The sequence below is a fragment of the Photobacterium lipolyticum genome (genome assembly GCF_003026475.1).
In the GTDB taxonomy this organism is placed as follows: Bacteria; Pseudomonadota; Gammaproteobacteria; order Enterobacterales; family Vibrionaceae; genus Photobacterium; species Photobacterium lipolyticum.
Map to the genome: position 1 here is coordinate 1 of NZ_PYMC01000012.1, position 15839 is coordinate 15839.

The 15839-nt window shown below is 48.2% G+C and carries 10 protein-coding genes, 2 tRNA genes and 1 pseudogene; 7 read left to right on the plus strand and 6 right to left on the minus strand.

All coding sequences use genetic code 11. The features are described 5' to 3' along the window. Positions 1 to 25: 25 nt before the first annotated feature. Together C9I89_RS15720 and C9I89_RS15725 are read right to left on the minus strand one after the other, a co-directional pair. Positions 26 to 110, minus strand: a tRNA-Tyr gene (locus C9I89_RS15720). A 91-nt stretch (positions 111 to 201) separates the two neighbouring features. Further along, positions 202 to 286, minus strand: a tRNA-Tyr gene (locus C9I89_RS15725). 472 nt (positions 287 to 758) lie between these two features. Between C9I89_RS15725 and C9I89_RS15730 the strand changes: the two genes are divergently transcribed. Together C9I89_RS15730 and C9I89_RS15735 are read left to right on the plus strand one after the other, a co-directional pair. Continuing rightward, entirely contained in the window at positions 759 to 1874 is a 1116-nt protein-coding gene (locus C9I89_RS15730; RefSeq protein WP_107284379.1) for an efflux RND transporter periplasmic adaptor subunit, read from the plus strand. Then, positions 1874 to 4999, plus strand: a complete 3126-nt coding sequence (locus C9I89_RS15735; RefSeq protein ID WP_107284272.1) for a multidrug efflux RND transporter permease subunit — start codon at positions 1874 to 1876, stop codon at positions 4997 to 4999. The genes C9I89_RS15730 and C9I89_RS15735 overlap by 1 nt, the downstream gene beginning before the upstream one ends. A 65-nt stretch (positions 5000 to 5064) precedes the next feature. On the opposite strand, the gene C9I89_RS15740 is transcribed toward C9I89_RS15735, so the two are convergent. Next, the gene (locus C9I89_RS15740) at positions 5065 to 5724 is read right to left on the minus strand and encodes an outer membrane beta-barrel protein (RefSeq protein ID WP_170107715.1); all 660 of its coding nucleotides are present in this window, start codon (positions 5722 to 5724) and stop codon (positions 5065 to 5067) included. A gap of 276 nt (positions 5725 to 6000) precedes the next feature. Here C9I89_RS15740 and rluF point away from each other — a divergent pair, with 276 nt between their 5' ends. The 3 genes from rluF to aroC all read left to right on the plus strand — a co-directional run bounded on the left by rluF (position 6001) and on the right by aroC (position 10312). Then, positions 6001 to 7161 (plus strand): 23S rRNA pseudouridine(2604) synthase RluF, encoded by a 1161-nt coding sequence (gene rluF / locus C9I89_RS15745; RefSeq protein ID WP_107284274.1) that lies wholly within the window; start codon positions 6001 to 6003, stop codon positions 7159 to 7161. Positions 7162 to 7524: 363 nt separating this feature from the next. Then, entirely contained in the window at positions 7525 to 8733 is a 1209-nt protein-coding gene (gene manA / locus C9I89_RS15750; RefSeq protein WP_107284275.1) for a mannose-6-phosphate isomerase, class I, read from the plus strand. 493 nt (positions 8734 to 9226) lie between these two features. Then, positions 9227 to 10312 carry a chorismate synthase gene (aroC, locus tag C9I89_RS15755; RefSeq protein ID WP_107284276.1) on the plus strand — a complete coding sequence of 362 codons (1086 nt, stop codon included), beginning with the start codon at positions 9227 to 9229 and terminating at the stop codon, positions 10310 to 10312. Positions 10313 to 10424: 112 nt separating this feature from the next. Here the strand turns inward: aroC and C9I89_RS15760 are convergent, their stop codons facing one another. After that, complete coding sequence (locus C9I89_RS15760) at positions 10425 to 11072, minus strand: trimeric intracellular cation channel family protein (RefSeq protein WP_107284277.1); 648 nt, start codon at positions 11070 to 11072, stop codon at positions 10425 to 10427. A gap of 355 nt (positions 11073 to 11427) precedes the next feature. Here C9I89_RS15760 and C9I89_RS22845 point away from each other — a divergent pair. Beyond that, positions 11428 to 11547 (plus strand): annotated as a pseudogene (locus tag C9I89_RS22845) (elongation factor P hydroxylase); the annotation flags it as partial. 244 nt (positions 11548 to 11791) lie between these two features. Then, a complete protein-coding gene (locus C9I89_RS15770) occupies positions 11792 to 12055 on the plus strand; it encodes a YfcL family protein (RefSeq protein ID WP_107284278.1) in 264 nt (87 codons plus the stop codon). Between the two features lie 764 nt (positions 12056 to 12819). Here the strand turns inward: C9I89_RS15770 and C9I89_RS15780 are convergent. Both C9I89_RS15780 and C9I89_RS15785 read right to left on the minus strand, forming a co-directional pair. Further along, a complete protein-coding gene (locus tag C9I89_RS15780; RefSeq protein WP_107284280.1) occupies positions 12820 to 15024 on the minus strand; it encodes a YjbH domain-containing protein in 2205 nt (734 codons plus the stop codon). Then, positions 15024 to 15839, minus strand: a complete 816-nt coding sequence (locus tag C9I89_RS15785; protein WP_170107716.1) for a capsule biosynthesis GfcC family protein — start codon at positions 15837 to 15839, stop codon at positions 15024 to 15026. Before C9I89_RS15785 ends, C9I89_RS15780 begins: the two co-directional genes overlap by 1 nt.

Below are 15839 nucleotides of genomic sequence, written 5' to 3' on the forward strand. Positions count from 1 at the left end.
GGCAAGCTTACATTCTTCGAAATAATGGTGGAGGGGGAAGGATTCGAACCTTCGAAGGCGGAGCCGTCAGATTTACAGTCTGATCCCTTTGGCCACTCGGGAACCCCTCCACGGGGTGTATCTAATTGTTCGGCTTCGTTAGGCCGGAAAAACGTAATCTGTGGCAAGCCTGAGCTTTAATAAATCACGTTTTCGAAATAATGGTGGAGGGGGAAGGATTCGAACCTTCGAAGGCGGAGCCGTCAGATTTACAGTCTGATCCCTTTGGCCACTCGGGAACCCCTCCACAAGTGCGGAGCGGATAATAACAAACATTTAGATGCTGTAAACCTTTTTCCTTTGAAATTATGTGCGCTTGCTGGAATTTTCATCATATCGAAGGTTCTAGTAGCCTTTCTCATAAATTATGAATAGTTGAAACACCTAAACATGTCATCCCGGAATAGAGGAACGAGATATCAGGGATCCAGCTCTAGCTGTGCGCGCCTTAGATTCCGTATAAATTCGTACCTCACTTTACGGAATGACGACGTTTGGTGACTGAACGCGTCAAAACTTCTGTGATGAAGTATTAGTAAGGTATTCACGCGATGGATTGAAGAGGAATAATTAATCAGATGTTATTTAGAACTCCGCTTAACGTCATGTTGTTTCAGCTAGTTGTGAACGCTTTATTGCTTAACTTTACATTTCTTTACCCTGTTTCAGCGTTGGTTCAGATATCATTGGATCAAGTTCAATTTAGTGGTTTTGTTATCATGAAAAAAATGCTGGTTGCAGGTTTAGTCGCTGCGGCGTTATCCGGTGGCGGGTTCCTGTCTTTTATCGGAGGTTCGGGTTTTCAAAGCGAGGCGCAGGCAGCTGAAAAGCAGGCGAATCCACGGGCAAGTCGTGTTGTGGCAGTGACAACAGGTGAAGTGACGTCACATCCTGTCGCGCAATCATTATCCCTGATCGGAAAATTAGTGGCACAGCGCTCGGTTAATGTTGCCACTGAGGTTGCGGCAAAAGTCGACAACATTGTTGTGGGGGCTAATAACCGGGTAGAGAAAGGCGAGCTGCTGGTGCAGTTAGATGATGCTAAAGCAGAGGCCGCTTTTGATGAAGCGCAAGCCTACTTAAATGATGAAAAACGTAAATACACCGAATATGAACGACTGGTAACGCGTGGCGCGATTACCCAGACCGAGCTGGATGCCCAGCAAACGAGTGTGAATATTGCGAAAGCCCGATTGAAAGCCGCGCAAGCCGAACTGCAAGATCACGCTATCCGCGCGCCATTTTCCGGTACCGTCGGGTTAATTGATTTCAGCCCTGGTCACATGGTGACTGTGGGAACCGAGCTGTTTACCCTCGATGATCTGTCAGGCATGCGGCTGGATATTCAGGTTCCTGAGCAGTACTTATCCTATCTGACGGTCGGTATGACCGTTAGCGCCACCAGTCAGGCCTGGAAAGGGCAGACATTCAGCGGTGAAATCAAAGCGATTGATTCTCGGGTGCAGACGGATTCCCTCAATATCAAAGTACGGGTGATGTTTGATAACGCAGACGGAAAATTAAAACCCGGCATGCTGATGGCGGCCAATATCGGTTTTGTTCCTCAGGAAGAAGCAATTATTCCGGTTCAGGCTCTGGAATATTCAGGAACTAAGCGATTCGTCTATTTAGTTGATGAGAAGGGCATTGCCCGGCGAACAGAAGTGGTGCTAGGTGCCCGAATAGATAATGAAGTGGTGATTGAATCAGGTATTGAAATCGGCGAACGCATTGTAGTGCAAGGTCTGGTCAATATGCGTGATGGCTTGCAGGTGAATGATTTGACCGCCAACAAGCCCGGTAGCAAGACAAAAAAGTCGGAGGGTAATGCCTGATGTGGTTATCTGATGTTTCCGTTAAGCGCCCGGTAGTGGCGATTGTACTCAGTTTGCTGTTATGTGTGTTCGGCTTTGTCTCGTTCACTAAACTGGCTGTACGTGAGATGCCGGACGTCGAAAATCCGGTCGTCAGTGTCAGAACAACCTATGAAGGGGCATCTGCCACCGTCATGGAAAGCCAGGTGACGACGCCGATTGAAGATGAGTTATCGGGGATCAGCGGTATCGATAACATTACCTCGGTCACGCGCAACGGCATGTCCCGGATCACCATTGAATTCAATATGGACTGGGATCTGACCGAGGGAGTCAGTGACGTGCGCGATGCGGTGGCCCGTGCCCAGCGTCGTCTGCCGGATGAAGCGAAAGATCCCGTGGTCTCGAAAGATAACGGTTCCGGTGAGCCTGCGGTCTATATCAACCTCTCATCTTCAGAGATGGACCGTACCCAGCTGACCGATTATGCCCAGCGGGTGCTGGAAGATCGCTTCAGCCTGATCAACGGCGTGAGCTCGGTCAACCTGACGGGCGCGCTCTATAAGGTGATGTATGTGAAGCTCAAGCCTGAGCTTATGGCCGGGCGTGGCGTGACCACCAGCGATATTGTTAACACCTTAAAAAATGAAAACGTTGAATTGCCCGGCGGCGAAGTACGTAACGATACAACCGTGATGTCTGTACGTACCGCCCGCTTGTATCAAAGCCCCGTTGATTTTAACTATCTGGTGGTGCGCACAGCGGCTGACGGCTCGCCGGTGTACCTGAAAGATGTCGCCGATATTGCAATTGGGGCCGAGAATGAAAATTCCACCTTCAAAAGCGATGGGGTCGTCAACCTCAGCTTGGGTATTGTCACCATGTCAGATGCCAACCCGCTGGATGTCTCGAAAGCTGTGCGTGCGGAAGTAGAGCGGATGCAAAAGTTCATTCCACAAGGCACCAGCCTGACCTTAGATTATGACTCGACCATCTTTATTGATCGCTCTATTGCCGAAGTCTACAGCACGCTATTGCTCACCGGTGCGTTGGTCATATTGGTGTTATACGTCTTTATCGGTCAGGCAAGGGCGACGTTGATCCCTGCCGTGACCGTGCCGGTATCATTGATATCAGCGTTTATCATGGCTTACTTCTTTGGCTTTTCTATCAACCTGCTGACCCTGATGGCGTTGATTTTGTCTATCGGCCTGGTGGTCGATGATGCCATCGTGGTGGTTGAGAATATTTTCCATCATCTGGAAAAAGGTGAGTCGCCACTGCTGGCCGCTTATAAAGGCACCCGGGAAGTGGGCTTTGCCGTCGTGGCAACCACCGCGGTACTGGTAATGGTCTTCCTGCCGATTTCCTTTATGGAAGGCATGGTGGGTCGTCTGTTTACTGAATTTGCCGTATTGCTTGCCATGGCGGTGATTTTCTCCTCGCTAGTCGCGCTGACATTAACCCCGGTGCTGGGCAGCAAGATGCTGAAAGCGAATGTAAAACCGGGCAAATTCAATCTGTGGATTGAGAGCCGGTTTGCTAAGTTAGAATGCATGTACCGCTCAGTGGTGACAGCTGCTGTGGAGCGTCGCTTCATTGCCCCGGTCGTCGTGGCGGGCTGTATCGCTGCGAGCTACGGATTGATGCAGGTTGTGCCTGCGCAATTGGTTCCGCAGGAAGATCGCGGGGTGTTGTTTGCCTTTGTTAAAGGTGCCGAGGGGACCAGTTATAACCGCATGGTCGGCAACATGGATGAAGTAGAAAGCCGGTTGTTGCCAATGCTCGGACAAGGTGTGGTTAAATCGGTCAGCTTGCAAGCGCCTGCTTTTGGTGGTCGTGCCGGCGATCAGACCGGTTTTGTGATTATCCAGCTGGAAGATTGGGAAGACCGCAGCGTCAACGCTCAGCAGGCCTTAGGTATGGTCAGTAAAGCATTGCAGGGTATTCCAGATGTTTGGGTCAGACCGATGATGCCGGGTTTCCGTGGCGGATCGTCAGAGCCCGTGCAGTTTGTACTGGGAGGCTCAGATTACGATGAGCTGTTCAAGTGGGCGACTCAGCTGCAGGAAATCGCAGAAAACAGCCCGATGCTGGAAGGCATCGATCTTGACTACGCAGAAACCACCCCGGAGCTGGTAGTAACGGTAAACCGTCAGCGTGCTGCTGAGCTCGGTATTCCGGTTGCCGACATTGCAGAAACACTGGAAATTATGCTTGGCGGCCGCAGCGAAACGACGTTCGTTGAACGTGGCGAAGAATATGACGTGTACTTACGCGGTGACGAGAACAGCTTCAACAGTTCGGCCGATCTGAGCCAGATCTACCTGCGAGCGAAAAATGGCCAGCTGATCACGCTCGATACGGTGGCTGATATTGAAGAAGTGGCTTCACCGCAGAAGCTGAGCCATACCGAGAAGCAGAAGTCGATCACCTTGAAAGGCAACCTCGGCGCCGGTTATACCCTGGGTGATGCGTTGGATTTCCTTGATGAGCAAGCCATTGAGATGCTGCCAAGCGATATCACCATCAATTATTCCGGCGAATCGAAAGATTTTCGCGAAAATCAGAGTGACATCTTCCTGGTCTTCGGGCTGGCGCTGCTGGTGGCCTATCTGGTACTGGCTGCCCAGTTTGAAAGCTTCATTAACCCGCTGGTGGTGATGCTGACGGTACCCATGGGTATTTTTGGTGGCATGGGCGGTTTGTGGCTGATGGGGCAGGGGCTGAATATCTACAGCCAAATCGGGATGATCATGCTGATTGGTATGGTAACCAAAAATGGGATCCTGATTGTCGAGTTTGCCAACCAGCTACGCGATAAAGATGTCGAGTTTGAACAGGCAATCATTGACGCCTCGGTGCGCCGTTTGCGTCCGATCCTGATGACGGCTTTTACCACCCTGTTCGGTGCTATTCCGCTGATCTTCTCAAGTGGCGCCGGCTCTGAGAGTCGTCTTGCCGTGGGTACAGTGGTGTTCTTCGGTATGGCCTTTGCAACTTTGGTGACCCTGCTGGTGATCCCGGCGATGTACCGCCTGTTGTCTGGCAAGACGACCTCGCCGGGCCACGTCGCCGCGCAGCTGGAAAAAGCTATGCAGCATGACTATATAGGGAGAGCGTCCCACGGCGAATTACCGAGGTAATAGCTCGTTTTTGTTATAGCAGTAAAAGCCGTCATCTCTGGGCGGCTTTTGTTTATATCGACCAATCAGAAACGATAGCCAAAAGAGACCTGAACGCCCTGAAAATCACCTGCATCGAGCATGTTATCCAGCGAGTAATCGTAGACGGCGGTGATATATTCTCCGCGTAGCATATACTGTTTACCAAAATTCCATTGTAAACCCAGGCCCGCATCGATAATGCCACCGGTATCGTCTTCCAAATTAATCCGGGCATCACTGATCGTTGTTTCGTAGTGTTGCTTGATTATCACGGCGGCAGCAGAGAGACGGGCAAAAAGCTTGATGCCGCTACTGCCCAGTTCTCCGGTGGACGGGATCACAGAGATACCGATCTGGTGAAAATCGATGCTTTGGTTGTTTAAGAATGAGCCGCCGGCAGGATAATTATATTCAGTCGATGAATAGCGGTAGAAGCCTTCCAGCGCCACATAGTCATTAAAATCCCGACCGACGCCGACAGCGAAACTCGATTTTTTTTCTTCATCCAGGCTTGAAAGGCTACTCGGTGACGGATTGGCATCGGCTTCAAAACCGACTAGCCCGGCACCAAGATAAAGATAATATTCAGGGTTATCTGTCTTGATGAGTGGCGATACACGGTTGTTGTTGGAGTCAGTGTTGTTGGCAAATGCCGGGCAGGCAGCCAAGCATAGTGAGGCTGCGATGACGGTGTGTTTGAACATGAGAATAGTCCATTTCATCAATTCCGTTAATTGATGGAATTATTATTAATATCAGTGGCTTATTTTATATTGTATTCAAGGGGCGGCACAATGTATCTTCTCGTCAGCCGGTAATTTTGAGACCCAGAATCGTCGGGTATGAAAATTTGCATGATACTTTCGACCAGAATTAGGTAAAATCACTGGTTGTATGTCTGTTTATTGCTTGAGAATAGACAGTCAGTAAATTTGATAGCCCTTGATCGCGTTGCGAAACGCTCATTAAAGAAGAAACCCATGTCACAGAATCAGTCTGAAAACCACGCTTTGTCTGAAAAACAGGATAAACCGGTCCGATTAAATAAATTTATCAGTGATACAGGCTTTTGCTCACGCCGTGAGGCGGACAAGCTTATTGATCAAGGACGAGTCACCATTAATGGCCTGTCACCTGAAATGGGCACCAAAGTGCTGCCAGGTGACGAAGTGCTGGTGGACGATAAGCCGCTGCGGGCCAAAGAAAAGCCAATCTACATTGCGTTGAATAAGCCGACAGGTATTACGTGTACCACTGAACGCCATATCGAAGATAACATCGTTGATTTTATCGGTCATCGTAAACGTATTTTCCCGATTGGTCGATTAGATAAGCCGTCTGACGGTTTGATTTTCCTGACTAATGACGGTGATATCGTAAACAAAATTCTTCGTGCCGGTAACTCGCATGAAAAAGAGTATGTGGTGCGTGTCGATAAGCCGATCACTCAAGAGTTTTTAGACAAAATGGCGTCAGGGGTGGAAATCTTAGACACCGTGACCTTGCCGTGTAAAGTGAGCAAAGAAACTAACTTCTCATTCCGTATCGTGCTGACACAGGGCTTAAACCGCCAGATCCGCCGTATGTGTGAAGCGTTAGGTTATGACGTGTATAAGCTGCGTCGTGTTCGCATCATGAACATCACCATCGATGGCCTGCCTAATGGTAAGTGGCGTTATCTGACCGATGATGAAATTGCAGATATTAACCGTCTGATCGCTCAATCAAGCGGTACCGAAGAAGCGTCGAAGGTGGATAGCAATGGCAAGGCGATTGCTAAAGCAACCGACGCCAAGTTGTTTGATAGTCGCCTGCAAGAAGCGGGTGAGCGCCATACCTCTGCACGTAATCAAGATCCTTCACGCCCGCGCAGCGCCCGCAATGGCGAAGTGAAGTACAAAACCTACAAAGGCAAGGGCGAGAGTCAATCTCGTCGCTCGAATGAACGTGACGGTAAGCATGGAGACTCCCGCAATAGCAGCACTGATAGCCGCCGTGGTCGTCCAAATCGTTCTGACAATCAAAACAGCGACCGTCAGGCTCCTCGTGATAACCAATCTCCTCGAGATAAGAAAGCTTCGCGAGATACTAAGCCAAGCCAAAGCGGTATCAAGAAGTGGCGTTCGAAAAGCGAGAGATAGGAATAAGAAGCGAGGATTTAGAAGCAAGGATCCAGAGGCGAGATCCTAGAATCGAGAACCGATGATCTAGTACTTCATCACAGAAGTTTTGACGAGGTTCGTTGCCAAATGTCGTCATTCCGTAAAGTGAGGAACGAACTTATACGGAATCTAAGGCGCACACGGTTAGAACTGGATCCCGGATATCTCGTTCTTCAATTCCGGGATGACATGTTTAGGCGCTTTCACTATTCATAATTTATGTGAAAGAGTACTGGGATCTAGGATTTAGAAGCAAGCATCTAGAGGCGAGAATCGAGAAGCGGAATCCTTGGATCTCGCTTCTCGAGACTCGTCTTTATTATCACCAAGATAAAAGGTTTAATGAAAATGACAGATTTGGTCGGCCCTGTATTTTTTAAAATGCGTAACGTAATACAGGATTATGCCTGGGGCAGCGTCACTTCTATTCAGACTCTGTTTGGTATCGAAAACCCACAGGCTAAGCCGCAAGCTGAGATCTGGATGGGCGCCCATTCTAATGGTTGTTCAGAAATTGAAGTCGCAGATGAGCCGACATTGCTGTCGGATTTTATTGCGACTAACCCGGATGCCATTTTAGGGGCGGATACTCAGATTCAGTTCGGTGAATTGCCGTACTTGTTTAAAGTGCTGGCGGCAGAAAAAGCCCTGTCGATCCAGGTGCACCCAAGTAAAGCGCAGGCAGAAGTGGGTTTTGCCCAAGAAGAGCAGGCGGGCATTGCTCATAATGCCGGTCACCGCAATTACAAAGATCCTAACCACAAGCCGGAGTTGGTGTTTGCACTGACGGCTTATCAGGCCATGAACGGTTTCCGTGATATCGCTGATATCGTGGCACAGTTCGAGCAGTTAAATATTGCACAAATAAATGGTTTGGTTTCGGCACTGGCTGGTGAGCAGAACGAAGCCGGGCTGCGTGCATTTTTCCAGGCGATGTTGTCACTGGACGGTGAAATAAAAGAAACGGCCGTTAACTCGCTGATGGCTTATGCCAATGAGCAGCATGACGACGCGCTATTTGCCCTTATCGTCGATCTGGCCGAACAATACCCCGGTGATATTGGTTTGTTTGTTCCGCTGATGCTCAATGTGCTGACCTTGCAGCCGGGCGAAGCTATGTTCCTTGATGCATGTACACCGCACGCCTACATCAAAGGTACCGGGCTGGAAATCATGGCAAACTCCGATAACGTGCTGCGTGCCGGCCTAACGCCCAAACACATGGATGTCGAAGAGCTGGTGGCGAATACCTTATTTGTCGCTAAACCTGCCGATACGCTGCTAATGGAACCAACAGTGAGCGAAGGTGGCGAACACTACGCGATACCCGTTCCGGACTTTAAATTCAGTGTCTATAAGAACGTTACTTCAGCACTGACATTGCACAATACCAGTGCCGAAATCTTGTTTGCTGTCGATGCGCCGCTGACGCTGGCTCATGAAAATGGCGAAAGCGTTACGGTTGGTAAAGGTGAGTCGGTATTTGTGCCAGCTTATGCGAATGCATATCAAGTCAGCGGTGAAGGCCGCTTTGCCCGCGCGTATAACTGAAGATTAGTATCTAGTATTGAGTATCGAGTACTGAGTATTGAGTACTCTTTCAAATAAATTATCAATAGTTGAAGCATCTAAACATGTCATCCCGGAATCGAGGAACGAGATATCCGGGATCCAGCTCTAACCGTGTGCGCCATAGATTCTGTATAAGTTCGTTCCCCACTTTACGGAATGACGATGTTTGGTTGCTGAACTGGTCAAAACTTCTTTGATGAAGTACTAGTATCGAGTACTGAATATCTCGTATCTCGTATCTCGTATCTCGTATCTCGATACTAGATGTATACATGATATTGGATAGTTGCTCCATTCACTTCTTACTTCTTACCTCACGTCTCGAAACTCTCAACTCGGATCTTTCTTTTCTAATCTCTCTTCTCGAAACTCGTTTCTATCTCCTCTTGCATTCCGTCTGCTGAATTTGCACTATGTAGTGACTGACAAAATTAATGAATAATGAAATTCGGACGAATAGACAGAGGAAGTAATGGCAGGCAATACGATTGGACAACTATTTCGCGTCACCACCTTTGGTGAAAGCCATGGTCTGGCATTAGGCTGTATTATTGATGGCTGCCCTCCGGGTCTGGCATTGACCGAAGCAGACATGCAGCACGATCTTGATCGTCGTCGTCCGGGAACATCTAAGTATACGACACAGCGTCGTGAAGCGGATGAAGTGAAAATCCTTTCCGGGGTATTTGAAGGCCAGACGACAGGTACGTCTATTGGCCTGTTGATTGAAAATACCGACCAGCGTTCAACAGACTATTCCAACATCCAGGATCTGTTTCGCCCGGGCCATGCCGATTATACCTACCACCAGAAATACGGGGTACGTGATTACCGTGGCGGTGGCCGCTCTTCTGCCCGTGAAACGGCGATGCGTGTCGCTGCCGGTGCGGTAGCAAAGAAATACTTAAAGCAGCTGCATGGCATTGAAGTACGCGCTTACCTGTCGCAGATGGGCGATGTGAAAATCGATAAAGTCGATTGGGATCAGATCGCTCAGAATGCGTTCTTCTGTCCGGACGCTGATAAAGTCGATGCATTCGACGAGCTGATCCGTAAGCTGAAAAAAGAAGGCGATTCCATTGGTGCAAAACTGACGGTGGTTGCCAGCAATGTTCCGGTTGGTTTAGGCGAACCCGTTTTTGACCGTCTGGATGCTGATGTTGCCCACTCATTAATGAGCATCAATGCAGTGAAGGGGGTCGAAATTGGCGATGGTTTTGAGGTGGTTGAGCAACGTGGCAGCCAGCACCGTGATGAAATGACCTTGCAGGGGTTTAAAACCAACCATGCAGGTGGCATTTTAGGCGGGATTTCATCGGGTCAGGATATTGTTGCCCATATTGCGCTGAAGCCGACATCGAGCATTACCGTACCGGGCGAGACAATCACCAAGCAAGGCGAGTCAGCAGAAGTGATCACCAAAGGTCGTCACGACCCATGTGTGGGGATCCGCGCGGTGCCAATTGCAGAAGCAATGCTGGCGATCACCTTGATGGATCACCTGCTTCGCCACCGCGGCCAGAATGCAGGTGTCGTGACAGAGACGCCGAAGATATAATTTAAAGGCGAGGGGCTAGGAGCTAGATTCGAGGGGCGAGTTTCTAGAATCTTGTCCCCAGTCACTCGTGACTTTTTTATTTCTAGTTTCTCGCTACTCGCTACTTGTTTTCCTAGTTTCTCGCCACTTGTTTTCCTCGCTTCTCGTCACTCGTCTCTTCTAACTTAAACACCGGTAATCTCCAGCTCCATTGTACCGCAGCCATGCGGGCAACAAATCCCACCACCAGAGTGGAAATGGTTGCGATCATTTCTGGTACGGCAAGAAACATCATGCCGTAGTACATGCCGCCAGCAATAAAAGCAACCGATGCATAGAGTTCTTTATGTAGCACCATGGGTTGCTGGCGACAGATAAGATCCCGTAGCAGGCCGCCGAATATCCCAGTGACCACCGCGGAGACAATACAGATGATCGCCGGCAGACCCATGTCCATTGCGATACGGCAACCGATGATACTAAAGACAATCAAGCCAATCGCATCAAGAATAATGAAAACTTTATGGAAGCGAACGACCCATTTAGCAATAACCGTTGTTAGCAGACCTGCAAGGCAAGTGATCACGAGGTACTGAGGGTTTGCCACCCAGCCTAAAGGGTAATGACCCAGCAAGACATCACGTACCGTACCGCCACCAATTGCAGTCGCACTGGCAACCAGCATAACCCCAAACCAGTCCATATGACGTTTACCCGCAGCCAACGCACCCGTCATGGCTTCGGCAGTAATACCAATTATATAAAGTGTTGTTAATAGCATGAGAAATATTCAGGATAAATAAAGAATGCAAAGGATTGATAGATTGTATTTGCGATTTACGTTTGATTCGAATGAAAAGATTATCGTTATGCATTAATTATATTCATGGTTAAAAGGAGGAAAGAGCGGTTATATGGAGATCTAGTTTCGAGTAACAAGAGGCGAGTGTTTGTGGTGCTAGAAAATCGTCCATGAGCCTTTTCTCGTATATAATCAGTACCTAAATTTGTTATCTCTCAATGTGAGTATCGGGTTAATCAGAGAAGACGGACATTGACCGTTTCAATTTTATGCGTTTAGATACTCGTATCTCGTATCTCGTATCTCGTATCTCGTATCTCGTATCTCGTTCTTCGAACCAGAATTTGAAAAAGTCGAAATTAAACCGCAAGCGATCGAGTGAATCCTCTCTGCCAGCTGTGGTTTTCGATTTCAGGTCAGCTGTGATAATCTGAGCGGCAATTGCGAGCCAGACTCTCGGATATAGAGGCGAGACTCGAGTATTTAGGGGCGAGATTCGAGTATTTAGGGGCGAGACTCGAGTATTTAGGGGCGAGACTCGAGTATTTAGGGGCGAGACTCGAGTATTTAGGGGCGAGACTCGAGTATTTAGGGGCGAGACTCGAGTAATAAGTATCTAGAACCTAGAACCTCGGAACTCGAACCTCGAACCTAGGAACTCGAACCTAGGTCCTACAATTTTAATAAAGAGAAAAGCCATGATCCAGCAATACGAAGAGAAGCTATTAACCCTGATCGATCAGATGGTAGAAACGGCATCAGACGATGAGCTATTTGCTGGTGGCTACCTGCGCGGCCACATTTCACTGTCAGCAGCGAATTGTGAGATGGAAGGTGTCAGCTCGGTAGAAGCGATGAACCAGGCTGTTGATGCTAGCCTGACTAAAGCGCAGTCAGAGCTGAATCCAGTCGATCAATTGATAGTGAAAGAGATGTGGTCTCAACTGCAGCAGGGTGTATAAGAATTGTTTTAACTAGCGAGAATATATATAAAAAGAGCGCCATGAAAATGGCGCTCTTTTTATATATATTGACTGATTTTATTATTTTCGTTGTTTATTTGTCTGCGCTTAAATATTTGCGTTTATAGTCAGAAGATTTAGCAAAGATAAAGATTGGAATAATCACAAATAAAAAACCTGCAGCATATACTATATTTTCATTGGCTAATAATTGGTAACAGCTGAGTGCAAATATTGCAAATAATATCAGTAAGTTAGCCTTGTGTAGGTATGGGTGGCTCACTGAAAAATGGGCGTATGTTCTGAACATGATGTATAGTCTCGTCTACAAAATACTACAAATGTATATATGATACTTATTTAATAATCGTTCTTATTTTTTTAACCAACAATTTATTCTAGTGCAAATATGACATTTGTCTGTAACGTTTTTTTATTTTTACGTAGATAATCACGATATTTAGTACGATAAATAAAATAATAGAAGTGAGTTTCTAGAAACGAGTGGCTAGGAGGGGCGGTAAGAGCGGTTCTATGGTCCTGAGGCTCTATGGAGATCTAGTTTCGAGTTTCTAGAAGCGAGTAGCTAGGAAGAGCGGGAAAAACGGCCCTATGGCCCTGAGGTTCTATGGGAAAAGCGAAGAAGTTGTGCTGTAAATTTGATTGATATCCATGTGAGTCAATCGCACGTTGCCCAGGACCCCAGGACCCATACTGAGTCCCTAAAAACTAGCCTCTCGACACTCGTTTCTCGCCCCTGTCTGTCAATTATTTGCCGCTCTTCCATACCACGGTGCTCTCGCATCCGTCACGCTATACAACTGGTACTTACGGTTCAGCATCTGGCCGCCATCACGGCTCAGTGGTAACCATGAAATCGTTGCCCGGTTATTGCTTGGTTTCACCGTCATAATGTCGAACGGGATCGAAATGTAGAACCCTTTGTTATAGCTGCCTTCACCAAACTCTTCCGCTGTCAGGTCGGTGATTGCCGCAAATGCCCCTGCAATCACACCACTGTCAAACTGCTTCGAAAAGTCGACCGTAAAGCCTCTGTCTTCGGTCAGGTACTGACCGGCGCTGACTCTGAACAATGTGTTCGGCAACCATTCCCATTGTGGTTGGTAGTACACCGTTGCATGGCCCGTCATTGCGCCCGTTTGCACCCGGTAATTGCGGCCGGTGAGTGGGTCAAACTGTTCTTCTTCGGTAAAGAAACCAAACTGCGAATCCGGGTCACGCTGAATGACATAGTTGGCATCGATACCAAATGCCCAGTTGCTGCCAAGCGGACGATAGAGGATCTCACTGCCGACACCCCCGAACATCATTTCCAGATAACCGCCATATGCCTGGGCATACCAGTTATCCGCAACGTTATCCATCCAGGTCAGCTGAAGGTTATTCATTCGCAGTGGATTATCATTGATATACTGGCGAACTAAGGTACGAACACGCTTCAGATCCGTACCATCAGGCGGCACTTCGTATAAGAACTTGTCGTAGTTATCGTACAGGTTGAGATAGACCGAACCGCCGACTTCAACATGGTTGCCAAGCCGATAGCTGGCACCGCCATTGATCCCGATATTAAACATATAGAAGTTTTCGGAACCGCCGAACGATTGCTGCAAAGTCGGCGAGACACTGAAATCCCAGTTGGAATCCGGTTCTGCAATACGCTGACCTTGAGGAACGGTCGGGTTGACAACGGTGGTACTGTCTTTTATGTCAGCCCCGATGTAAGTATGGTTAGCAACCTTAGCGAACTGCTCAGCATCAATCCTGGTTTCTGTGGTCGGCTGATGATTCGCCGTTTCAATCAGGCGATATTCAGCCACGGCTGGGCCATGATTGGCAATAATTGTGGCAGCGCGTTCATGGGCTTGGGTGCGATCGCGATATTTGGTTTGCGATGCCACCACGGTAACGGTTTTGTCATCGGCATAAATGGTTGGATCTTTATAACCGGCAATACGATGTAATTCATTGGCCATTACTTGCCATTCAGCATCACTGATATCACCGTTGCCATCTTTCGGGCGGTAGGCCGGTGTCGCTTCGTCTTGCCAGGTCGCTTTCAGATCGTTGAAGTTAGTATTGAGGTTAAAGCCCAGGGTCCAGGTATTGCCGCGCTCATAGCTGGCGCGCAGATCGCCCCATTTACCTAAACGGTATAACACCCCATAGTTGAATTTGCTGTCCTGTGACATATCCACAGCACCACGGGTAACCGGGAAATCACTGGTATAATCATTGGCATCGTATTCGACTTTCAGGCGCAGGGGGTGCCACGGTGTCTGGTACTCCACGCCACCAAATACCGCCGAACAACCGGTAAACCAGCGATCAAAATCGACACTGCCGCCTTTGCCTTTGTACTCCGTATTTCGGTTACAGTCTTCGCTAACGGATTTATCACCCGTTAAATTAGCGCTATTACCGATATAGCCCCAACCCACGCCAACGGTAAAATCCAACGGGCCAATATGCTTACTGGCAGCGATGAATTCACCATCAAACAAGCCGGTACCGCCAAAGTCACGTACACCAAGCGAGGTTTCGGGTAACCAGTAGCTCTCTTCTAGCAGGCGAACTTTAAAATCGATGCCTTTGTCGGTGTATTTGGTATCACTACTAAAACTTTCATCGCCGCTGTAGAGCAGATCTTGCACTAAGGTGTAGCGAATGGTGGTTTCCAGCCACGGCAATAATTGCAGTGATACCGTATAGTGCTGGTATTCATCATTGAAGGTTCCGGCGACATTTAATTCCCCTTCACGGGCCATTCGTCCGGTAGGCATTTGCATTAAGCCAACCCCGCCGAAATCGGATTGCGACGGTTGAAATTCCGGGTAACTGAAACTGTCTGCCTGAGCATGAAAAACGGGTAATAGCGCTAAGGCGATTGCCGATAGTGAAAAAAATGAGCGACATGATGTCAATGAAGAAGTTAAACGAGTATCCATTACAGCGCCCGATTCCTTAGCAAATTAACAATATCCTGGTTTAAGGTCGTAAAATCAGACGGCAGGGAGTCAAAGCCCATATAGATAATGGCGCCTGGGGCGATATCCTGATGTTTGTGATTCCAGTAAGCAATTGAGTGTTGTTTTGTGACACCGTCTGGCTGAACCACCCAGACATTACTATTATCGGCATCCGATGTCGGTTGCGCCTGATCTAAATAAAACGCCGCATCGCTGCGCTCTTGCCATAAAATATTTTTGCTCTGCTTCACCGCGCCAAGCACCAATATGGAGGTTGGTCGTGCGGGTAAAATCAACTGATATTCACCATTGAGCAACGGGTTGAGTGACGGCTGCATTCGCACCAGATCGGGATCTAACGGCTGCATGATCCGATGGGCTAGCTTTAGCTTCGTAAGGGATTCTTTCAGGGCGTTTACCGCAGAAACTTGTTCTCTATCGTCTTGCCACGCCTGAGCCAATCGCTCAAGCTGACTGAGCAACTGTTGTTTTTGTTGCTGCATCTGTTTTGCTTGTTGCTGGTCGTATAACGCAGCACCGGTCCAGAAAACAGCTTGAGGTGAGGCATGAACACGCTGACTTGGTAACGTTTTTATATGGTTCAGGCCATCGTTCAATACTTGGTCTAACCGGACGGGAGATGAATAAGTCAGCTGAATAACGTGATCATCATTAACCGATGTTGCTACAGACACTGAGGTCGATGCTGCCGGAGATGTTTGCGGTTTTGCCTGAGCCTGAACGATAAACAGGGCACTTAGCAAAACACAATAAAAAGGTGAAAGCGTTTTCAT

Excerpts from the sequence above, each read along its gene's own strand:
- C9I89_RS15760 (WP_107284277.1), bottom strand. The coding sequence starts at position 11,072 with ATGCTATTAACAACACTTTATATAATTGGTATTACTGCCGAAGCCATG.
- C9I89_RS15730 (WP_107284379.1), top strand. The coding sequence starts at position 759 with ATGAAAAAAATGCTGGTTGCAGGTTTAGTCGCTGCGGCGTTATCCGGT.
- rluF (WP_107284274.1), top strand. The coding sequence starts at position 6,001 with ATGTCACAGAATCAGTCTGAAAACCACGCTTTGTCTGAAAAACAGGAT.
- C9I89_RS15780 (WP_107284280.1), bottom strand. The coding sequence starts at position 15,024 with ATGGATACTCGTTTAACTTCTTCATTGACATCATGTCGCTCATTTTTT.
- C9I89_RS15740 (WP_170107715.1), bottom strand. The coding sequence starts at position 5,724 with ATGTTCAAACACACCGTCATCGCAGCCTCACTATGCTTGGCTGCCTGC.
- manA (WP_107284275.1), top strand. The coding sequence starts at position 7,525 with ATGAAAATGACAGATTTGGTCGGCCCTGTATTTTTTAAAATGCGTAAC.
- aroC (WP_107284276.1), top strand. The coding sequence starts at position 9,227 with ATGGCAGGCAATACGATTGGACAACTATTTCGCGTCACCACCTTTGGT.
- C9I89_RS15770 (WP_107284278.1), top strand. The coding sequence starts at position 11,792 with ATGATCCAGCAATACGAAGAGAAGCTATTAACCCTGATCGATCAGATG.
- C9I89_RS15785 (WP_170107716.1), bottom strand. The coding sequence starts at position 15,839 with ATGAAAACGCTTTCACCTTTTTATTGTGTTTTGCTAAGTGCCCTGTTT.
- C9I89_RS15735 (WP_107284272.1), top strand. The coding sequence starts at position 1,874 with ATGTGGTTATCTGATGTTTCCGTTAAGCGCCCGGTAGTGGCGATTGTA.